13 protein-coding genes and 9 pseudogenes are annotated in these 20,601 nt (G+C 60.3%); 14 read left to right on the top strand and 8 right to left on the bottom strand.

What is annotated here, in order from left to right:
* Positions 1-294 precede the first annotated feature (294 nt).
* The 3 genes and pseudogenes from RPG13_RS00185 to RPG13_RS00175 form a co-directional block, all read left to right on the top strand.
* Positions 295-577: pseudogene (locus tag RPG13_RS00185) on the top strand (DNA -binding domain-containing protein).
* Positions 578-583: 6 nt separating this feature from the next.
* Entirely contained in the window at positions 584-844 is a 261-nt protein-coding gene (locus RPG13_RS00180) for a hypothetical protein (protein WP_337124146.1), read from the top strand.
* Positions 845-941: 97 nt separating this feature from the next.
* Positions 942-1,251, top strand: a pseudogene (locus tag RPG13_RS00175) (valine--tRNA ligase); the annotation flags it as partial.
* A gap of 234 nt (positions 1,252-1,485) precedes the next feature.
* Here RPG13_RS00175 and RPG13_RS00170 read toward each other — a convergent pair.
* A complete protein-coding gene (locus RPG13_RS00170) occupies positions 1,486-2,349 on the bottom strand; it encodes a class I SAM-dependent methyltransferase (protein ID WP_337124145.1) in 864 nt (287 codons plus the stop codon).
* Positions 2,350-2,797: 448 nt separating this feature from the next.
* On the opposite strand from RPG13_RS00170, the gene RPG13_RS00165 reads away from it, so the two are divergent.
* Both RPG13_RS00165 and RPG13_RS00160 read left to right on the top strand, forming a co-directional pair.
* A complete protein-coding gene (locus RPG13_RS00165) occupies positions 2,798-3,181 on the top strand; it encodes a helix-turn-helix domain-containing protein (RefSeq protein ID WP_337124144.1) in 384 nt (127 codons plus the stop codon).
* Positions 3,182-3,259: 78 nt separating this feature from the next.
* Positions 3,260-3,515: pseudogene (locus RPG13_RS00160) on the top strand (cobalamin-binding protein); the annotation flags it as partial.
* An 81-nt stretch (positions 3,516-3,596) separates the two neighbouring features.
* Here RPG13_RS00160 and RPG13_RS00155 read toward each other — a convergent pair.
* A pseudogene (locus RPG13_RS00155) lies at positions 3,597-4,057 on the bottom strand (GTP-binding protein); the annotation flags it as partial.
* Positions 4,058-4,277: 220 nt separating this feature from the next.
* On the opposite strand from RPG13_RS00155, the gene RPG13_RS00150 reads away from it, so the two are divergent.
* The 4 genes from RPG13_RS00150 to RPG13_RS00135 all read left to right on the top strand — a co-directional run bounded on the left by RPG13_RS00150 (position 4,278) and on the right by RPG13_RS00135 (position 7,284).
* Entirely contained in the window at positions 4,278-5,090 is an 813-nt protein-coding gene (locus RPG13_RS00150) for a hypothetical protein (protein WP_127208243.1), read from the top strand.
* A gap of 284 nt (positions 5,091-5,374) precedes the next feature.
* Positions 5,375-5,821, top strand: coding sequence for an HNH endonuclease (locus tag RPG13_RS00145; protein ID WP_337124143.1), 447 nt, complete (start codon positions 5,375-5,377; stop codon positions 5,819-5,821).
* Positions 5,822-5,986: 165 nt separating this feature from the next.
* A complete protein-coding gene (locus RPG13_RS00140) occupies positions 5,987-6,757 on the top strand; it encodes a DGQHR domain-containing protein (protein WP_337124142.1) in 771 nt (256 codons plus the stop codon).
* Entirely contained in the window at positions 6,706-7,284 is a 579-nt protein-coding gene (locus RPG13_RS00135) for a hypothetical protein (RefSeq protein WP_337124141.1), read from the top strand. Before RPG13_RS00140 ends, RPG13_RS00135 begins: the two co-directional genes overlap by 52 nt.
* Positions 7,285-7,594: 310 nt before the next feature.
* Here the strand turns inward: RPG13_RS00135 and RPG13_RS00130 are convergent.
* The 4 genes and pseudogenes from RPG13_RS00130 to RPG13_RS00115 form a co-directional block, all read right to left on the bottom strand.
* A pseudogene (locus RPG13_RS00130) lies at positions 7,595-8,708 on the bottom strand (nucleotidyl transferase AbiEii/AbiGii toxin family protein).
* On the bottom strand, positions 8,689-9,429 hold the full coding sequence (locus tag RPG13_RS00125) for a DUF6088 family protein (protein WP_128248433.1): 741 nt from the start codon (positions 9,427-9,429) through the stop codon (positions 8,689-8,691). Before RPG13_RS00125 ends, RPG13_RS00130 begins: the two are co-directional and overlap by 20 nt.
* A 131-nt stretch (positions 9,430-9,560) precedes the next feature.
* Positions 9,561-10,337, bottom strand: a complete 777-nt coding sequence (xth, locus tag RPG13_RS00120) for an exodeoxyribonuclease III (protein WP_127210560.1) — start codon at positions 10,335-10,337, stop codon at positions 9,561-9,563.
* Complete coding sequence (locus tag RPG13_RS00115) at positions 10,310-10,537, bottom strand: DUF3606 domain-containing protein (protein WP_337124140.1); 228 nt, start codon at positions 10,535-10,537, stop codon at positions 10,310-10,312. The genes xth and RPG13_RS00115 overlap by 28 nt, the downstream gene beginning before the upstream one ends.
* A gap of 132 nt (positions 10,538-10,669) precedes the next feature.
* Between RPG13_RS00115 and ligD the strand changes: the two genes are divergently transcribed.
* Complete coding sequence (ligD, locus tag RPG13_RS00110; RefSeq protein WP_337124139.1) at positions 10,670-12,607, top strand: DNA ligase D; 1,938 nt, start codon at positions 10,670-10,672, stop codon at positions 12,605-12,607.
* A gap of 12 nt (positions 12,608-12,619) precedes the next feature.
* Here the strand turns inward: ligD and dinB are convergent, their stop codons facing one another.
* A complete protein-coding gene (gene dinB, locus RPG13_RS00105; protein ID WP_337126962.1) occupies positions 12,620-13,660 on the bottom strand; it encodes a DNA polymerase IV in 1,041 nt (346 codons plus the stop codon).
* A gap of 264 nt (positions 13,661-13,924) precedes the next feature.
* Here dinB and RPG13_RS00100 point away from each other — a divergent pair.
* From RPG13_RS00100 to RPG13_RS00085, 4 genes and pseudogenes are all read left to right on the top strand, one after another.
* Positions 13,925-14,685: pseudogene (locus RPG13_RS00100) on the top strand (ImuA family protein).
* A pseudogene (locus RPG13_RS00095) lies at positions 14,600-16,121 on the top strand (Y-family DNA polymerase). Before RPG13_RS00100 ends, RPG13_RS00095 begins: the two co-directional pseudogenes overlap by 86 nt.
* Positions 16,118-17,480: pseudogene (locus RPG13_RS00090) on the top strand (PHP domain-containing protein); the annotation flags it as partial. The pseudogenes RPG13_RS00095 and RPG13_RS00090, both read left to right, overlap by 4 nt.
* A 409-nt stretch (positions 17,481-17,889) precedes the next feature.
* Positions 17,890-18,672 (top strand): nucleotidyltransferase domain-containing protein, encoded by a 783-nt coding sequence (locus RPG13_RS00085; protein WP_337124138.1) that lies wholly within the window; start codon positions 17,890-17,892, stop codon positions 18,670-18,672.
* A gap of 363 nt (positions 18,673-19,035) precedes the next feature.
* Here the strand turns inward: RPG13_RS00085 and RPG13_RS00080 are convergent.
* Positions 19,036-20,102, bottom strand: a pseudogene (locus RPG13_RS00080) (IS630 family transposase).
* Positions 20,103-20,601: the final 499 nt, after the last annotated feature.

The following is a 20,601-nucleotide window of genomic DNA, read 5'->3' as shown; positions in this document are numbered from 1 at the left end:
GTGCTTTTGTGGCAGCCGCGCTCGAAGCAAAGATTCTGCGCAGCGACTGAGAGCTTGGACCGCGCTCATGAATTTCGTTCATCTCCGCAACGCTGCAAGATTGCCGCGCCTCGCGCGCCCGCAGTCCGTGGAGGGGAACTCGAGGATCTGCCGCCGTTGAGCCCGGACTGGGTCGAGGCGGCGGCAGAATAACCGCGGCGGGACATTTGCAGAGAGATCGGGGATTGTCATTTAGGACTAGGATTCCCATCCGCTTTGGCTAACCTGTCGAAGGAATATCCCACTGAAATAATGATGGAGTACCGAACTGCCATGAAAGTCGGAACGAAACCGGCAATCCAGGAAGAAGTGCCATGGTCCGACAGCCTGACCACGTACGATAAGCAGCACCACACGCTGTACCTGAGGTTCCTGGATGCGGCCGCTGATGATGCCAGCTATGAGGGAGATGGCGCAGGAGATCCTCGGCATCGATCCGCGTCAGGAACCGGAGCGTGCCCGCAAAGCCGCGCGAAGCCATCTCGATCGGGCGAACTGGATGGTGACGACAGGGTACAAAGAATTGTTCGCGGGATAATGGAGAATGGGCGGCAACACCCGCGCTCCTCAGCAGCAGATTGGTCCAGGCGTCCAATCCGTTGCTTCCGCGATGGCCTTCCTGATCCGGCGCTGGATCTTGCACCATCAAACCCCCCTCTCGCGCCGTTTCCTTGCCCAGAGAGAACTCAACACCGAGACCGGAGCAACGGAGACGGCTCTTTCGTCGAGCCAGTTTAATTTGGAACATTATGGGTTGATGGTTTTGCGCCGGCATGTCAACGACGGTCGGCTGCCCCAGGCTTGAAAGGGCCACGTTGACTGAAGAAATGAGGTCCGTCCGTCCAATGCCGGCACTTCCCTGAGCAGAGTTTTGGGCGTGCGATCCCCTCGGGCGTTTTGGCAAAGTGGCGCGCGTCGAGGCGATTTCGCTCCTCGACACCGCGCCAAGGGAGCGCCCAAATCGTCGTCGGCAAGGCAACGGTCTGCCTGCCTCTCGGCAGTCTTATCGACTTGTCTGCCGAAAAGGCTCGCCTGGAGAAGGCGATTGCAAAAACCGAGCAGGAGATCGCTCTTATTGCCGGCAAGCTTTCGAACGAAAAGTTCGTTGCCAATGCGAATCCGGATGTGGTCGCCGCCGAACGTGAGCGTCTCGGCGAAGGACAAAATGCCCGGCTCAAGGTTGCATTGGCCCGGATCTGCGTGGCGGGCTGAGGAGGAATTCAAACTCAAACGCAGCAATAGGCGCGTGCCGTTGCGTTCTTGATCTACGCCAACACAGCAACCAAGCGTTTAAGGCGGGCAATCTTCACCCGCGCGAAGGCAATCTAGCCATCGCCCTGAGCACGTCAATGACGCTTGTCTTCCTCAACCTCTTGCCTCTGCCTTCCAAAACTCGGCCGTGCAATTCAAACCCAAGTTTGTGACGATGTCTCGCGACTCCTAAATCTATAGAATCTGCCTTGCACTGCCGTTTAGAATCTCGCCGAGGGGCATAGATTTCGCGACCTCTTCCGGTCGTGCGACATGCAGTTCGGCGAGGTACCAACCGTTCTCCTCCGCGCCGGCGGCATCGACCCCCAGCTGGCGGAGATTGTCGAGCACATGCTGCCGTTCCTCGACGGAAGCAAAACGCCGCTGTCGAAACAGTCCTTCCAGCTTCTCCGTGACATAGCCGTGCCGGCCCAACATTTCTTCCGGGCCTCCGAAATCGAACATGCGCAGCACGAAATGCGCCATCCACGGACGACTGTCGAGGCTCGTCTCCAGGAGCCGTTCCAACGAAGTCTCAGTAACGTAGCCGACGCAGCCGGTCGAAATGATGAGGTCGGCGTTTTCGATCGCGGCCGTGTCTTCTGGCGTCGGGTCTCTTTTTTCGAGATCGGTCGCAACGCCTGCGTCGAGCATGCCCGCATCGACCGCATAGGATATCGCGCGATCTGCTGGGTCGACACCGACAATTTCGAGCGCGGCATCCGTCGGTTTGGCATAGAGGTCACGGTCCCGCTTGAGAAGCGCCTCGAGATCGTCGGCCGCCACTCCGTAGAGCCGGTAGAGTTCATCCATCGAACGTCCGTGCTTAAGAAGCGCGCCGTTGATCCCATAAGAGCAACCAAGATCGATCACCTTGGCCGGTTCGGATTCGGTGGCGCTCCGCCGTGCTTCGATCAATCGTTGGAATTGAGGTTTTGCTTCCTGAGGAATCCGATAGCTAAGGCGAGACAAAGTGGAAAAGTAAGCTGTCGGCTCCGAATTGTTATAAATATTGTCTAAGTTTATCTTGCCGGTCGCATCGTAGCTAATATTTTCCAATATACCGACTCCGTTTCTTATATCACAAATTCATGCCTCCGCACAAAATGTGCGCAAAGACATTATTTTCCGGATGAAGGGTACTATTTAGCCCATAAGCTTCGAGAAGTGAACCCATACGGGAGAAAAATTCCCTGTCGCGGCACAGAAAGTAGTGGCATTGCTGGCAAGCGCCGCTTTGCAGCAGCGGATACCTACCCAGAAGCTCAGCAACGGCGCCTGCAGACGATCCTGGCCCACGGGGCCTCAACGGCAATCTGCTGCCGGTCGAAACGGCGCTACCGGAAAGATCGCAGCTCTGATGTTCCGGTTTTGAAGAATTCAGCCTAACTGTCTCAATAGGGGTATAGCCCGCATCGGCTTGTGATACCGTCCGCGCTGCTTCATTGTCGTAGAAGTCGCGCGCCAGCCGACGGCGGTGGATTCATGAAAATTGGAGGCAAATCGGGTGACCGACACCACGAATATTTACGAGGAAATGCCGGATCTTGATACGAGCGGCGGGCGCCTTTCCCGAGCGCGGGAGGCAAGCGGCTTGAGCGTCAAACAGCTTGCGTGGCGGATCGGCGTGAAAATGGCGACTATCAACGCATGGGAAAGCGATCGATCACAGCCCGGATCGCATCGGCTTGCAAATTTGTCCGGGATTCTCAATGTCAGCATTTCGTGGATCCTCCACGGCGTCGGCACAGCGCCGTCCGAACCGGAAAGGGGTGAAATGGCTGAATCTTTGAATTCCAAGCTACGCCGGCTCAAACTGCTCCACGCCGAAACCGGTCACCTGATCAGCAGGGTTCAAGACGAGATGGAACGGCTCGGCGCTGGCCGCTGACCTTTCGGCGGCCCCCTGTCTTCAGGCAATTTTGTCGATCAGGCCTCATGCGAGCCGATCTGGTCACCGTCGAAATCGCGCCTCATCGCGGCCGCACCCGATATCATTCTTGCCTCCTTGTGCGTCAAGAAGGTCGTGGTCGGACAGGATCAGGAGCCGCCCGGTCGGGCAGCGATTCCAGTGGTCAGACAACAACCGCATCGTCGAGATCAAGTCGCCGCTTATCCTGCAGTCAGGGCCGGCTCCTTTTACGGACGGTCTCGATGCGATTGCCGCGGCTCTTCCGCCTCTTCAGGAGGTTGCCGGCTACCCATTATGCAGGGTTGGACGATAGTGCAGTCGGGAAGTCGGGAATGACACTTGTAGTTGCGATGCGGCTGCGGACGCGACAGCGCCACAAGGGACTTGATGTTGATGCCGCCCGCGTTTCCCAGCTCGGAAAGATCGGGAAGGTCGCGCCAGCGGTCGGGCATGAAGTCGCGCTCTGGAACGAGGCAGGCGTCGAGCTCGGAGCGGATCCCGCCTCGTCTATCGGGTCGCAGCCGATGAGGACGATCTCCTGCCACCGGTCGCTCCAGACTGGATCGAGATAGGACTTCATGGCGGCGCGCTATTTGGTTGGTCTGCCCATTGGTGCCTCGGCACCGATGCCCACCACACGCCGCGCTTCCCGGTCCTGACCAGCGCGCCGGCCTGGCTGATCTCGCCGACATGGTGGGGCCGTGTCGCCAGCCAGAAGAAGCCCTTTGTCCTCACCACGCCCGGCCATGCTCTGCCGACCAAGGCCTTTAGTCTCATCGGATCGAACGGCCGCCGCTCGCGATAGACGAAGGAGCGCATACCGTATTCCTCGGTCTCGGGAACATACTCCCTGTAGCGGCTCTTGCCGGCTTAATCTTCGCATCTCGCTTTACGCGCGGCTTCGCTATCCAGATGACACTCACTGAACGCATTCCACTGGTTGAAACCCGGATCCCACTGAAGTTTGCGATGCGACATCTAGCCGGAGCCGTCTCAGTGGTCACCGCAGGTATTGGCGACGAGCGGACTGGATATTCGCGTCGTCGCGGTATAAGGTCCGAGGGTCGGGGACTTCATGGCAGTACCAATTTTTTTTGATCGTTATCGCGACGTCATCAATCGGCGTGGTGAAGCGGCAGCTCGAACACCAGAGACGCTCCTCGATGTCGATGGACGAGACGAACTCTTTTATATTCCGTTCGAACACGTGAATTCGGCCGCTCGCCTGGTGGTCGTCGGGATCACTCCCGGCCCAGACCAGATCGCGCTCGCATACCGGACAGTCAGCAGTAAGATCAAGGTTGGGCTGACTAACGAGAAAATTCTCGCCGAAGCGAAGAAACATGGAGCATTCGGCGGTCCGACGATGCGACCCAAACTGCTGCAAATGATGCGACATTTCGGCTTCTCCGAACTCCTGGGAATTGAAAGAGAAGAGGATCTATGGGCGCATCGAAGTGATCTACTGCATGCAACCTCCATAGTCCCCCATGCGGCATTCCGGAGGGGAAAGCCCTTTGCTGGCAGTTTTGACGACGTTCTGCGAACTCCGGTCTTCCGGGAGAGTTTCGAAAGAGATTTTGTGCCGTCGCTTTCGATGCTGAACCCTGATGCGCTTTATGTTGGCCTTGGTCCTACGCCTCTCGCCGCGCTTGATCGGTGCGCGGAGCAAGGATTGATCCGCCCCGATCAGGTGTTGGGCGCTTTTGCGCACTCGTCAACGAACGGGGGCAGCCAGGTCGACGTCTATCTTGGTCTCAAATCGATCGACGCTCTAAACGAAAAAGACCCCGTCCGGTATCGGAGCGATTTCTTGTTGCCTGCGTACGAACGCATGAAGGCGGTGACAGATCGCCTTCATGCCGCAATGAAGGCTGCGGCCGAATAGGGCGACTGGGAAACAATGGGTTGGAGTGCATATCAGGCTTATATTATGCTGCCGCTTGCGCAGCATCAGGGAGGAAAGATGAGTCTTAGTGTGCCGCAGAACGGGGGTTCTGATTGGAACCCTATCGGATAGATTTACCGCGTACTTACGCGTTTTGGGATGACGTTGACGGCAAGAAGGAGGACTGGGGTCCCCGCCTTTGGTCATTGATAAGCTCCGCAATCGACTTTGAGCCGCCCGTCGTTTTGGTCGATCGGGAGACTTATGGGTTCGTCAGGGACAGGATGATCAGCTACATCCACGCCCGCTTGGTCACCCGAGCACGCCAGATTGATCTGGAGATGGCCACCTTCCCGGAGGATGCGAGGCAGGATCGACTGGCAGACACGGTCGAGGAAGTCCTCTCGCTCGGCGAGGAACAGCGGCAGGAGATTGCCTGGCTGCTGTCGAGAATCAGCGCTCGGATTCGGAGAAAGGGGGCAGTCCTGACAACCACGCAGCGGCGAGAGGTCGAGGACTTCGCCTCTGGCAACGGCCACCGATGCTATATCTGCGGTCGTGGTCTGCATTACGCGGATCGCCCGCACCCCGACGCCGAGATGAAGAACGCGAATTATCGTTCGTTCGAATTGGACCACATGTTCCCCCAGAAGCGGGGTGGCAGCAGGTCGCGGGCGAACCTCGCGGGGTGTTGTGAGTCCTGCAACAAGTTCAAGGATGTGAAGCTATGATTCGCTGATGAGGCGGTTGAAGCCTTCATCACGGCGTCGATGGATAGCGTGAAGGTGGCAAGAGCGTTCCACGCCAGAGCGCGTTTCCTAGTCCTGTGGCGACAGAAAGGCGAGTGTGCCCGATGCTCGATAAAATTCTATGATGCGCCCGACGAGCGTCTTTTCTTGTTCAGGAAGAACCAGGGCGACGTCTACCATTTCCTGAACGTCGAGATAGGCTGCGGCGCTTGCGGAGATCTGCACGCGGGAGCGGAGGAAGAGGGATCAAGATACGTGATTAGCTATACTGGTATTCTCGTCGAGCAGCGCCCCGGTGCGCAGGTCAAGTTCCTCGTCTTCGTGGCAGATGCCAAGGAGGTGGTCGGTTGGGCAGAAGCCGACAACATCAAGCTTGACCGGGGCAACGTTCAGCGCGAGCTGGTGGAATCGCGCTGGAGGCAGATCCGCAAATTCTTCAACGCGTCGCCAAACAACGTGATCCCTACCAGCGTGACGATCGCGCTGGATGAATCCATCCCCCAAGCCGAATCGGTGGAGGACCTCGCAAACGCAGCCGGCTTTGTGCTCGAAGACACAGCGAACGGCATGACCAAGATCACCTTCGATCCAGAGCGGATCAGGGGGGCTGCGTTCATCATCGACGGGCAGCATCGCCTCAAGGGCATGTCCATGCTCGACTATGATGTGAAAGTCCCAATCTGCCTTTTCTTGTCCTTGCCGAAGGTGGAGCGCGCCTTTCAGTTCGTGACTATCAACAACAAGTCACACAAGGTTCCGACTGGCAACCTGAAGGCGCTGCTGGCGAATTTCGAAGATCGAAGCGAATCTGCGGAGCCGGCTCACAGGCATCCATTACCGCTCCGCATTATTCGACAGCAGTCGACGTGCTCAATGAAGATTCGGAGAGCCCATTCAACAAGCTGGTCGACTGGGTGAACAACCGCTTCGAAGACGCCGCCCTCCTCGTTCCGCCGACCGCGCTCGAGAACTCGCTGCGCGCCATCGTGCGTGCCTTTCCGGAAACCCGGGAGGACGAGTCCGATGCGCTCGCCGTACTCTATGCTATCTGGCGGGCGGTTTTCGGTCAGTACGGTATCACTGCCGCAACAGCTGCCGGCTTCCCAAACCTGATGCTCAAAGCGACCATCCAGACGATCTCCGAGATGGTCGTTGAAAAGCTGAAGTCGGATTATGACCCAGCATTCTCGAACGACCCCGTGATGGCAGACAATGGCGAGAAGGCGGGCGTCACTGCGGCTAACCTCGTGCAAGGCATACCGGCTGCCTTCTGGGAGCGGCCCTGGACAATGAAGAGCCTGGATACCTCTGCTGGCCGGGCGCTGATCCAGGAGGGCATTCGCGAACTCAAGCGAATTATCCATCAGAGCAATGGCGGAGATCTACCGGATCATTGGGAGCAGCGCCTGAGATTGTACCAATCCGGCACCGATTTGGAGGAATGAAGTCAATCGCAGCCGCGGCAAGGCCATCTCGACGCGCTGCATGCGTATTTGAGGGCACAGCGTCGAAAGTACGCTCAGCAACGATAAGGTCGAACGAACACGGAACGGGCCGCTCTCTTTAGCATCCTTGAGGCGTCCGTCGCAGATCAGTGTGACGCCGGCTGGTCCTGTTCAGAAACATGAGCTGTATGGATGCCGCCGCTAACCTCTTGTATTCATTAGGCCTTTCACTTGGCGTTGTTTAGCGGGCTTTCAACGCGATGCGCTTTACATGGCGCAGGAGGTTCCACGCGGGCAAAGGGCGCGGCGCTCATGGTGCCCCGCCATTGGTAGTCGCGACGTTGAGATATTGCTCGAGCGCCTCGATGCTCGCCATGACTTCGGCGAAAGCTGGCGGCGTTCCGAAAATCATCGCGGACATCCGCCGGTAGTCCGCTGCAAGCTTGGTTCGCATGTCTTCCGTCGGAATGAGGCGATAGCGGCCCGGTATCGCGCGATCGTAACGATGATCGGGCGCGCGAAACATCAACTCCTTGTGCTGTCGGCACGCCTCGGCAAGTTCGCGCATGGATGCCGTTGCGACACCGTAGTCGGGGTGCGTCCAGATCTGATGGACGTCGTAGTAGTGACGCGAGTACCGATTGAGATCGGGCACGGGCCGTTCCGGATTGGCATCGTGACGCCGCTTCTCCGTCATCTCGGTCATCGCATGCAAGATCAGCACCTTTTCCCAGAACGTGCGCTCAGGCCTCACCGTCGTCACGTTCTGAACGGTGAGGCTCGGCCCTTCCGGCATCTCGGCAGCGATATAGGGCACGATCTCGCGCGGCTCGGCGGGTTCGGGATCGGGTCGCGCGCCGCCTTCGATGCGAACGGCCGCCTGCACATAGCTGCCTTCGGCCTCGAAGACGCTCTTTGTAGCCAAGCACCAGGATGTCGAGCGCTTCTTTGTTGCGGTAAAGATCAAAGCCGAAGCCCAGCGAGAAATGACCAGGACGCTCGGCCGCCTGTTCCACGACGGCGAGCTCCTTCATCAGCAGTTCTCTGAGCGGTCCGGAGATATATTGCCGCGCGGCCTCGTCGACTTTCTCGGCGAGCGCGCGTTGCTGGCGATTGACGGAGGGCAGGGCGGCGATGTCGGCTTCAAGCGGGACGTTCAGATCGGCTTTGTAAATGCCGATGTCGATATCCTCTGAAAATCGGCGGACCAGCCCATACGCCTTGCTCAGGCTGGTGCCGCCCTTGAAATACAGACCAACCGGATCGTTCGGCCGGCGGTTGAACAGAAAGTCGAGCACCCAGCAGACGTAAAGGTCCTTTTCGATATTTGCCGCCTGGGTGCCCAAGTGGGCGGCGACTGTCTCGAAGAGCGTACGGCGTTCGTCGATGCTCGAGTGCAGGATCTCAATGAACGTCTTCTGCATGATCGCCCTTCGCGCGTTCTGGCTCCGGCGCGCCTTCGGTTTGATCCTCGGCGATTCTGCGCGTGATTGTCTCGACCAGTGGATACATCCACGCGGGGACCGCATGAATGTTGTCGCGGAGGTCCTGTGCGATCTTGTCCCGATCGGGATTGCGTGACAGATCCCGGACGATCCCGTTGATGGCCGCGTCGAAGCTCGATCGTTCGTCCCGAAACCATGTGAGCGCTTGGACCACGCGCATGGCCGGCCGGCCAGCCCAAAACGCCGTCTTGGCCGCGATGCGCTTGAAATCAAGCTTGTAGATGACAGGCCGGACCGCCTTCGGATCGCCGGCGCTTGCCTCGATCTCGATTGTTCGCGGATAGGTGTCGGCATAGATCGTTGAGCGCGCCGGGACGGCTGTCGTCAGGCCGAGGTCGTTCGCGGCGGTCATTCCGTCGACGAGGACGCGCAGCTTGTCGCGCCGGGCAATGGCGTCGACGAACGAGGACCGGGGCGGAAACACCATCTTGCCGGTGAGCTTGCTGACGCTGGGCTTGTCATAGAGTCCGCGATGGGGCCGGCGAATGTCGCCCCGCAGGGTGAGCCGTTGCAGCGCCTTCTCAACGGCATTCGGTGTGCCGATGTCGAGAAAGTCGGCGCGCGACCATACGCCGGCCGGCGCCGCCTGGATGATCCGGTCGTGAATGCGATCGAGCGTGTCGGACGTCGGGTCTGGCATCTGGGCCGCCTTTCTGACCGAAGATTATATATAAAAATTGGTCAGTAGCAATCGACAACCTTGTTACGACCAGAATTTGTATTCAAACTTTGGTCAGTGCTTAATCCCTCTTCGCGGGTATTCGTCGATGCTCAATCGAGATCGATCCATGCCGGTGCATGATCGCTCGGCTTCTCCCACCCTCGCGTCTCAACATCCACCCCGGCATTGCGGAGGCGGGGCGACAACGAGGGACTGACAAGCAGATGGTCCATTCGCAAGCCAGAACTCCTGTCGTAGCCGCCGCCGAAGGAGAAATTCCAATAGGTGTAGACGCCCTTCTCCGGATGGATGCGCCGGACCGCATCGATCCACCCATCCTCAAGCATCCCGGCATAGGCTTGCCGGCTTTCGGGGAAGTAAACCGCATCCCCAAGCCATCGTCGCGGCGCGACCGCATCAATTGGAGTCGGAACGACATTGTAGTCTCCGCACAGCACAGTCGGCGCGCCCGCTTTGAGCAGGTCTTGGCCGTAGCTGATCAGTCGGTCGAACCAGCGCAGCTTATAGTCGAACTTGGGACCAGGTGCTGGATTACCATTTGGCAGGTAAAGGCAGCCGACGACGAGCCCGTCCACGCCGGCCTCGATGTAGCGGCTGTGGCTATCATCTGGATCGCCTGGCAGACCGCGCCGGCGTTCGACCGGGTCCGTCCCGCGAGATAAAATGGCCACTCCGTTGTAGGATTTCTGGCCATGCCAGATCGCGCCGTATCCTGCCTCGCGAATGGCCTCGGCCGGAAACTTCTCATCGGACGTTTTCAGTTCCTGGAGGCAGACGATGTCGTACGTGGTCGCCGTGAGCCACTTGAGGAGCACGGGCAGCCGGCCATTGACGCCGTTCACATTGAAGGTGGCGATGCGGACCATCTGCCCTGCGGCCGCGGCTCACTTCTTGCGAGCTTGTCCTCAACCTTCTTGCGACTGTTGCCGACCGATTTCACGGCCGACTTGACGTCCGCCTTGCTGGCGCCAGTCTTGCCCGCCTCGTACTTCACTTCGTGATCCTGCCCACCAGCGACCTTCGCGCGGTCCTGGCTGCGCCCGCGAGTTGTTTGAGTCGTAGCCATTTCTTCCTCCAAGGATTGCGTTTCAATTTCCCAACAACGCGGCCGGACTCTTCCGGTTCAATTCATCGGCGCGCAGTGTGGAACTGAAACCCAGGGCAGAGTATTGAATCGTACTATGTATTCGGGCTCTCCATGTCGGCCGTAGAGGCTGGCCTCCCCAAAAAGCGCGCACGGCGCAGGGACTCAGAATCTACCCCGAAATACCCCCTACCGCAGTTTCGTCCGTTCCAACTCTGCACGCTGACCGACGACATACCGGTTGGCCCCAATTGGCTCTTTGAAATGAAGTTCGACGGCTATCGCGCACAACTCGCGATCTCGGGATCGGAGGTCGTCGTCTACACGCGCAACGGCCATGACTGGACCCGCCAGTTCAAGGTGATCCTGCCGCCACTTCAGGCGCTCACCAAGGGCTCAGCTCTGATCGACGGCGAGATCGTGGCGATTGACAGCAAGGGCCGCACCAACTTTTCCATGCTGAAAACCGGCATCGCCGCCGGCATGCCGCTCAAGTTTTACGCCTTCGATCTGCTGGAATTGAACGGCGACGACCTGGCCGGCCGGCCTCTGCTCGAGCGCAAGGAACGGCTTGCTGAACTTCTGGGCGAGAGGGACCCGGACGACCGCCTGCAGTTTTCCAGCCATATCGCCGACAATGGCGAGAAGGTCTTCGATACCATGTGCGCCGGCGGCCATGAAGGCATCATCGCCAAGCGCGCCGACAGTCGCTATGTCGGCGACCGCACCGCGAGTTGGCTCAAGATCAAGTGCACGAAACGTCAGGAATTTGTCGTCGGCGGCTACCGCCCAAGCGACACCGGCCGGGGAATGGCCTCGCTGATCCTGGGTACCTACGAGAACGGCAAGCTGATCTACCGCGGCCGCGTCGGCACCGGGTTCACCGACGCGATGCGCAAATCCATTCTGGCGCAGTTGGAGAAGCGACCTCTGGACAAACCCGCCTTCTCATCCGTGCCGCGCGACATCGCGCGGCGTGCCAGGTGGGTGAAGCCCGAACTCGTTGCCGAGGTCACCTATTCGGAGGTGACGCCCGACGGCAGCCTGCGTCACCCGAGCTTTGAAGGCATGCGCGAAGACAAGCGCGCCGACCAGGTGGTGATGGAAACGCCCACGACTGCCGCGACCGCCACCACGGCCAATCTGGATCCTCATATGGCCAAGGAGATTGCCCGCGCCGTCGGCGTGACCCTGACGCACCCCGACAAGGTCATGTATCCGGGTACAGAGGTAACCAAGGCAACGCTCGTCGCCTACTACGCCGCGGTCGCCGAGAAGATGTTGCCGCATATCCAGGATCGGCCGCTATCGCTGGTGCGCGACACCAACGGCGACCTGCAACAGACCTTTTTTCAGAAGCACAAGCTGCCTGGCATGCCCAAGGCCATCCATGACGGCCAGTTGGAGAAGATGTCCGGCAAGGAGAGCCGCATCCTGTGGGTCGATGACCTGGCGGGCCTCATCGCCGGCGTCCAGATGAACGTGCTTGAATTCCACGTCTGGGGAAGCCTTCGCCAGCAGCCAGACTTGCCGCACAGGATAATCTTCGACATCGACCCCGACGAGGCCCTGGGCTTTGGTGACGTCAAGCAGGCCGCGCTGGACATCCGCGGCGTTCTCGAGGCACTCGGCCTCCAATCCTGGCCGCTGTTATCAGGTGGCAAGGGCGTCCACGTGGTCGTGCCACTCCTTCCCGAGGCTGACTGGGAAGCGGTCAAGAGCTTCTGTCAGGACTTCGCCGAACTGCTGGCCCGCACGGATCCGTACCGCTTCGTCGCGAATATGAGCAAGGCGAGGCGCAAGGGCCGGATGTTCCTTGACTATCTCCGCAACGGCCAAGGCGCCACGGCAATATGCCCCTGGTCGACCCGGGCGCGGTCTGGTGCGTCGTGCGCCGTGCCAGTCACCTGGGATGAGTTGCCGACCTTCAAAAGTGCCAGCGCCTTCGACGTTTTCGCTGCCGCCGCACGGGCTCAGGGGACCGATGCGTGGGAAGGCTATTTCGATGTCGAACAAACGCTGACAGCCCGCATCCGAAAAGCGGTCCGATAGCAGCAGCGAGTCCTAGATCGTAAGCGACATCTGCCGGTCGGCCTCGGTCCGCGTTCCGCTCAAATTCGAAAGCGTCACGCCCAGCAAGCGTATTCCCTTGGTGACGGGAAACACCTGTTCGAGGAGGGTGCCCGCTAAAGTCGCGAGGTCGGTCTCCGCCTCGACGACCCCACCGATCGTGCGGCTGCGGGTGATCTGCTGAAAGTCGGCGAACTTGACCTTGAGCGTCACGGTACGGCCCTGGATCGATCGCTCCTCGCAATAGCGCCAGACCTTGCCGACCAAGGGCGCCAGTTCCTTGCGAGCACTTTCGAGATCGAACAAATCGCTCGCGAAGGTATCCTCAGCTCCCACCGACTTGCGCTCGCGGTCGGCCCGCACCGGGCGTTCGTCGATGCCCCGGGCGATCCAGTAATAGTACGGACCCGCCTTCCCGAACTTCTCCTCGAGGAACGCGAGGCTCTGTGCCCGCAGGTCGGCGCCGGTCTCGATGCCGAGCCGAGCCATCTTGTCAGCGGTCGCCGGGCCGACACCATGAAATTTTCGTACGGGCAAGGCCTCGACAAAGGCGGGCCCCTGCTTCGGAGTGATAACGAATAGGCCATCGGGCTTGTTCTGGCCGGAGGCGAGCTTGGCCAGGAATTTGTTGTAGCTGACGCCAGCCGAAGCCGTCAGGCCGGTCTGGGCCTTGATCTTCGCGCGGATCATTTCCGCGATCGTCGTGGCGACTGGAATGCCCTGCAGATTGTCGGTGACGTCGAGATAGGCCTCGTCGAGCGAGAGCGGTTCGATGAGTGACGTGTGCTTGGCAAAGATCGCGTGGATCTGCTGGGAGACGGCGCGATAAGCGTCAAAGCGCGGCGGCACGAAGATCAGCTCGGGGCATTTGCGCTTCGCCGTGATCGAGGGCATGGCAGATCGCACCCCGAACTTCCTGGCCTCGTAGCTGGCAGCGGCCACCACACCGCGCGCGGCCGAGCCACCGACCGCCACAGGCTTGCCGCGCAGGTCCGGATTGTCGCGCTGTTCGACCGAGGCGAAGAAGGCATCCATGTCGACATGGATGATCTTGCGAAGGATGGCCGTTCCTTCCCGCGGTGCATCAGCTTCTTGGCCCTTGTCGCTTCGCTCACCCACTTCGCCGTCTCTGCATCACCTGCGGCATATCAAGATAGACCGCATCTCGATCGAGGGCATCTGGGATCAACTCTCGAAGCGGCGCAACGAGTCCGAGTGACTCTCGGACACCAAGAGAACAAATAAGGAACATATCAGCCCCGAAATCCATTGGGAAGACAGTTTGAGAGTGTTTCGTTCATGGGTCAGCCGGCCGCCAGCCCTGCTATCGCTGCGCTTCGGGAGCGAATCGCACGCCTCGAAGGCGGCCCGGCGCGCAACCGTGCGACACTGCCCTTCGGTGTTCCCAGGATCGACAAGGTCTTGCCGGGAGGCGGGCTGGCGCTCGGGGCGCTGCATGAGGTTGCGGGCGGCCGCAACGGGGCGATCGATGGCGCCGCGGCGGCGCTCTTTGCCGCCGGGATTGCTGCCCGCGCCAAAGGGAAGGTTCTCTGGTGCGTCACCCGGCAGGATCTCTTCGCCCTTGCCCTCGCCCAGGCCGGGCTGCTGCCCGGCCGCGTCGTCTATGTCGAGGCCGGCGACGAAGCTTCCGTGCTCGCCTGTTTTGAGGAAGGGCTTCGCCATTGCGGTTTAGGTGCGGTCGTTGCTGAACTGGCCCGGCTCTCGATGACCGCGCATCGCCGACTGCAACTGGCCGCCGAAAGCTCCGGCGCCATCGGCATCGCCATCCGCCGCTGGCGTCGGCAGACCGAAGCGACCGATTTGGACAACCGACCGCCGCGGTCACCCGCTGGCGCGTCTCCGCGCTCCCCTCCCGCCCCCTACCGGTCCCCGGTATCGGCCGCGCCCGCTGGCGGCTCGAACTGATCCGCGCCCGGGCGGGAGAAAGCGCCGATTTTGAAGTGGAAGCCTGCGATGCCAAGGGTCGTCTCGCTCTTTTTTCCGGCCTGGCCGACCGATCGCCTGCGGCGCGCCATGGGCCAGTCCGCGCCATCGGCTGAAACCCCGATCGTCATGCTCGGCCGGCAGGGAAACCGGAGGCTCGTGCTGGCCGCCGATGCGGCGGCACGCGCGGCCGGCCTGCGCGTGGGCATGCCGGCGAGCAAGGCTCAGGTGCTGGTGCCCAACCTGCAGAGCTTCGACCTGGATGCAGCCGCCGATGCCGAGGCGCTCGAGAGAATGGCGCTCTGGTCGCTGCGCTATGCCCCGATCGTCGCGACCGATCCGCCCGATGGGCTTATCATCGACACCACGGAGTGCCGACCATTTGCATGGCGGCGAGGACGCGATGCTCGAGGGGCTGGTGTCGCGCACGGCAGCCTCCGGCATCAACGCACGTGCCGCCGTCGCAGACACTTGGGGCGCCGCTCATGCCTGCGCGCGGTTCCTCGCCCGGCCGACCTTCGTCGCCCCGGTAGGGCAAGCCCCGGCGATCATGCGTGATCTTCCGATCAGCGCCCTGCGGCTTCCCAACGATATCATCGAAGGCCTGCTCACGCTCGGCTTCGAGCGGGTGAGCGAAGTCGAGGCCGCGCCGCGCGCCTCTCTAGCCCTGCGCTTCGGGCCCGAACTCGGCCGTCGCCTGGACCAGGCCATGGGGCGGCGTAGCGAACCCTTCGAGCCCGCCCGCTCTCCCGAACTCATCGAGGTTCGTCGGGCCTTCGGCGAGCCGATCGGCGCCGCCGAGACCATAGCCCGTTATACCGGCAAGCTCGTCGTAACCCTATGCGCGGCGCTTGAGGTCAAGGGGCTCGGCGCACGCCGGCTCGACCTCCTGTTTCATCGCGTCGACAACCGCGTCGAGGCCATACGCGTCGGCACTGCCGTGCCCGTGCGCGATGTCAAACGGCTGACCCGTCTCCTGACCGACCGGATCGAGACTGTCGATCCCGGTTTCGGCATTGAGGTGATGACCCTTGCCGCGACGCTCGCCGAGCCCTTCGGAGCCAAGCAGATCATCTCCTCACTGGTCGAGGAGCCGGAGCCCGATATTACCGATCTCATCGATGTGCTTGCCAACCGTATTGGCGAGCAACGGCTCTACCGCTTTGCCCCGGTCGAGAGTGACGTGCCCGAACGCTCAGTCCGCCGCATCGCCCCGAATGCGCCGGACGACGGGACGAATTGGCCGGGCGACTGGCCGCGGCCGCCGCGGCTGCTGGCCCATCCCGAGCCGATCGAGACCATGGCGCTGCTGCCCGACCATCCTCCAGTCTGGTTCAGTTGGCGCGGCACCCGCCGCCGCGTGGCGCGCGCCGATGGTCCCGAACGGGTTTATGGCGAATGGTGGCAGCGCGATGCCGAACTTATCGCGGTGCGCGACTATTTCCAGGTGGAGGACGAGTCCGGCGAGCGCTTCTGGATCTACCGCGCCGGCGACGGCGAGGATCCCGGGACCGGTTCCCACAAATGGTTCCTGCATGGGGTCTTCGCATGACCACCCCGCGCTATGCCGAATTGCAGGTGACCAGCCATTTTTCCTTCCTGCGCGGCGCGAGCTCTTGCGACGAGTTGTTCGCGCAGGCGGCGGCGCTCGGCATCGAGGCCCTGGCTGTCGTCGATCGCAATTCGCTGTCCGGTATCGTGCGGGCACATCAGGCTGCCAAGGACACCGGCATCCGCCTCATCGTCGGCTGTCGCCTTGATCTCGTCGACGGCATGTCCCTACTCGTCTATCCCACCGATCGAGCCGCCTATTCCCGGCTGTGCCGGCTGCTGACCCTGGGCAAGAAACGCGGCGGCAAGGCGCAATGCCATCTCGAGTGGAGCGACCTGGCCGACTATGCGGAGGGTCTCATCGCCGTTCTCGTGCCCGACCGCGCCGATGAAACCTGCGCCCTGCAACTGCGTCGCCTGCGGGAGACTTTCAGCGATCGCGCCTATCTGGCCCTGACCTTGCGTCGCCGGCCCAACGACCAGGTTCGGCTGCACGAACTTTCCAACCTCGCGACCCAAATGTGGTGCCGACGGTGGTCACGAACGACGTTCTGTTTCACGAACCCGGCAGGCGGATCCTGCAGGATGTGGTGACTGCCATTCGCCACAACATCACCATCGACAAGTTGGGGTTTCGGCGCGAGCGCCATGCCGACCGCTACCTCAAGCCCCCCGAGGAAATGGCGCGACTATTTTCACGCTACCCGGAGCGCTCGAGCGCACAGTCGAAATTGCGCGCCAGTGCCGCTTCTCCCTCGACGAACTCGCCTACCAGTATCCCGAAGAGAAGATGCTGCCCGGGCTTACGGCGCAGCAGGCGCTCGCACAACTCACCTGGGAAGGCGCGGAGCGGCGCTATCCCGAAGGCGTGCCTGACAAGGTCGTGGCGCTCATCAAGCACGAACTGCGCCTGATCGAAATCCTGCAGTACGCGCCATACTTCCTGACCGTGAATGCCATCGTGCAGTTCGCGCGCAGCAAGGACATCCTGTGCCAAGGCCGAGGCTCGGCCGCCAATTCCGCCGTCTGCTATGTGCTGGGCATCACCAGCATCGATCCCGAGCGCAACAATCTCCTCTTCGAGCGCTTCGTCTCGCAGGAGCGCAAGGAACCCCCGGATATCGATGTCGACTTCGAGCATGAGCGGCGCGAAATCGTCATGCAGTGGGTCTATGAGACCTATGGCCGCGATCACAGCGCGCTTTGCTCGACGGTCGTGCGCTATCACACCAAGGGCGCTGTCCGCGATATCGGCAAGGCCCTCGGCCTCCCCGAGGACGTCACCAAGTTGCTCTTCCCAGGTGTCGCTTGGCACTTAAACGTAAGAATGCGGCAGTTTGTGCGGGCGGTGGCACTTAACTTAAGAATCTCAGCGCGTCGGTTCTCAAATAAGATGCAAAAGCGTGAACCACACACACCCCGACGCCGACACACTATGGCATTGAAATCGTAGGGAAGTTATCGGCCTCTTTCTAAGGCAAATCCCTTGATCTAGCACACAGAAATACAGAAAATATCCTGCCAGCTCGTTCTCGATTTAACTGCAAAAAATCGCGACGGAATCTCAATTTAAGTGCTCATTCTCAATTTTAGTGCACGGCTAAGTCACGGAAATCATTGACACGGGATTCTCATAATTAACTGCCAAGCGACACCAGACCCGGACAGCGCAAGGCTCTATCCAACAGTCCGCTGCGACCTACGCCACCGTCAAGGCCGCGCTCGATCACCGAGAGTCTTCTTATGCAAACAGATCCGCTGAAAGCTATGTGCAGGGCTCATACGGAAACGACACGAACATCTGGGCGGATAGCGATGTCGACATCGTCTTGGCCACCGGCTCGATGTTTTATTTCGATATCGACGCGCTGCCAGAAGTTGAAAAGGGAAAGTTCCACGCCAGCTTCCCAGCCGCCGACACCTACTCCTATGCCGATTTCAAAAAAGAGGTTACGGCTTGGCTTACTTCGAAGTTTGGTTCGTCCGTTAAACCGGGCACGAAAGCCATATTCATCGAAGGCAATGGCAATCGGCGGGATTCCGACGTTCTACCCGCTGCCGAGTTCCGCCACTACTTCGGCTTCAAAGATGCTGCCAATCCAAGCGTGGCGAAAGGTATCGTCTTTTGGAAGACCGACGGCACCAAGATCGTCAATTTTCCAAAGCAGCATTCAGCCAATTGCACCACAAAGCACCAGGCCACCAACCACAGATTCAAGCCAGCGGTCCGTATGTTCAAGAACATGCGAAACAAGATGATAGATGATGGTTATCTCGAAGACGGGATAGCGCCATCATACTATATTGAGGGGCTGCTTTCGAACGCCGCCGACTACTGCTTCAGCGGCACGCTCCAGGAGATGTTCAATGCCTGCATGAACCACCTTAGACAGTCGAACCGAGAGCATCTTATGTGCGCCAATGGCATTCATTGGCTCGTGCGCGATGGTGCGCAGATTTGTTGGTCGGTCGCCAACTTCAACACCTTCATGGCAGCCGTTCAAACGTTTTGGGACGAGAACGGCGGGAAGCGCAAGACGATTTGGCTATGAATTGCGCTTTCTTGGGGCCGACAGTTGACCGGCAGGGTTTGGTGTCCCGGTAGGGTTTAGCTGACGTCTGATTGCTGGCGCTCCCCGATCCTGGAGAGGCTGCGATATGCCAGCGCCTTGATTGCGGAAGCCTACAGCGAGCCACATGATCGAATCCGCTTGGTTCGGCTCATTTCGGCTTTTGAGGCCTTGGCTTTACTGCCTCGCGAGGACAAAGCCCACGGTCTGGCTTTGCACTCGGCCTGGGCAGGCTGCTGGGGCGAAATAGACATCGCGAATGAAATCTACGATGCCGTTCGCAGTACTTATCTTGTTCGAAATCAAATCGTTCATGGCGACGGTCCGCCCGAGTCATACCAAGGGTCATGAAGCTCGACCGACGTGAGCCCACTCTCGCATTCCGATTGATGTGATTGTTTCGGGTTGGGCGATGAGCTTCTGCCAAGCCTCGCAGGCGGCGTCGATGATGGCATCGTGGCCGCCGAAGACGCGGTTGGAGAGCCAGTTGGCGCGCAGATATTGCCAGACGTTCTCGACCGGGTTGAGTTCCGGGGCTCGCGACGGCAGCAGCACCTGCGTGATGTTTTTCGGCACCTTCAGCTTGGCGGTCGTGTGCCAGCCTGCCCGGTAGAGCAGCAGCACGGCGTGCGCACCGCGCGCCACATGGCGGCTGATCTCGTCGAGGTGAAGCTGCATGGCCGCGGTGTCGGCAAACGGCAGCGCCATGGCTGCTCCCTTGCCGCGCGCCGGGCAGATGGCGCCGAACAGGTATGCGCTTTGATAGCGCTGGTCGGCGGGCTGCCTGGGCCGCGTGCCACGGCGCGCCCATTGCCGCACGACACCGTTCTTCTGGCCAATTCTGGCTTCATCTTGAAACCACACCTCGACGGGCTTGCCCTTCGGCAGATCGGCGAGGTGGGCGTCTAGCGTGCGCGGAAAGTTTTTTGAACTCTTCCACGATCCAGGCATCCTGCGCCGGATGGCGCGGCCGCGCGCTCATGTGCGAGAAGCCGAGTTCCTTCAGCTTACCCACGTAGCGCTCGTGATAGGCGACGCCGAAACGATCCTCGATGACGCGCTGCAGATCGATGCGCCGCCAGCGCACCACGCCGTCAACCGCCAGGTCCGGTCCCGTCTCGACGATTTGCGCCAGTTCGGCCTTCTGTTCCGGCGACAGGCGCGGCATGGGGCCGCCATACCAGGCATCCTTCAGTCCGTCAGGGCCATCCTCGTTGAAGCGATGCACCCAGTCGCGCAGCGTCTGGCGGTCCATGCCGCCGATCCGTGCAGCATCTTCCCGGCTCATCCCGTCCATGATCCCAGCCAGTGACAACAAGCGTCTGCCTCTGGTTCACGTCCTTCGCCGCCTTCGCCAGTCGCCGAAGCGCCACAGCCGAATAGTCCGTCCGCATTTTCACCGCTGATCCCATCGCCCGAATCCTCCTCGCAACAAGGAATCACGGATCAGTCGAGGCGGGAACCCCTAGAGAGTCAGCCCTCAGAGCCTTTGGTATTACTCGACAATCGGGACGAGATGGAGCGCCTCGCGCAATCCATCAGTCTGAGCCTTCGAAGCATGGTATCAGTATCGAGAACATTGCCGAATTTTACAATGAGCAGCTCGTCAACCTGATGGCTGCGGGAATGCTTGATGGCAGACGGTCGAGCACGATATCTGACCAGATGCTATTGACGATCCTGGTGAGGACATCGTCGAGATAGCCCAGCGGCTCACGCCGTTGAGCTTGCAGGTTTATGCCGACCGCCGAACTATGCCAAGTGAGCGAGTTTTTACCAACACTTTCCTCAACGTAGCGGTAGCTGGATCGGCAAGGCTCTCTCCGTCGCAATAGACGCGAAGGAGAGGAAACATGAACGCAAGTGACTTCTGCAACGCAGCACACTGTATCGGAAGCTGATCCACGGGCC

The sequence above is a fragment of the Mesorhizobium sp. ISC15 genome, assembly GCF_037162615.1.
Classification (GTDB): Bacteria; Pseudomonadota; Alphaproteobacteria; order Rhizobiales; family Rhizobiaceae; genus Mesorhizobium; species Mesorhizobium mediterraneum.
Note: the sequence above shows the minus strand (reverse complement) of the source record. Positions and strands in the feature narration are given on the sequence as shown.

Bases quoted from the DNA above. Each gene is read 5' to 3' on its own strand.
- RPG13_RS00180 (WP_337124146.1), top strand. From the start codon at position 584: ATGGGCGGCAACACCCGCGCTCCTCAGCAGCAGATTGGTCCAGGCGTC.
- RPG13_RS00150 (WP_127208243.1), top strand. From the start codon at position 4,278: ATGGCAGTACCAATTTTTTTTGATCGTTATCGCGACGTCATCAATCGG.
- RPG13_RS00145 (WP_337124143.1), top strand. From the start codon at position 5,375: ATGATCAGCTACATCCACGCCCGCTTGGTCACCCGAGCACGCCAGATT.
- RPG13_RS00125 (WP_128248433.1), bottom strand. From the start codon at position 9,429: ATGCCAGACCCGACGTCCGACACGCTCGATCGCATTCACGACCGGATC.
- xth (WP_127210560.1), bottom strand. From the start codon at position 10,337: ATGGTCCGCATCGCCACCTTCAATGTGAACGGCGTCAATGGCCGGCTG.
- RPG13_RS00115 (WP_337124140.1), bottom strand. From the start codon at position 10,537: ATGGCTACGACTCAAACAACTCGCGGGCGCAGCCAGGACCGCGCGAAG.
- ligD (WP_337124139.1), top strand. From the start codon at position 10,670: ATGTCGGCCGTAGAGGCTGGCCTCCCCAAAAAGCGCGCACGGCGCAGG.
- dinB (WP_337126962.1), bottom strand. From the start codon at position 13,660: ATGGATGCCTTCTTCGCCTCGGTCGAACAGCGCGACAATCCGGACCTG.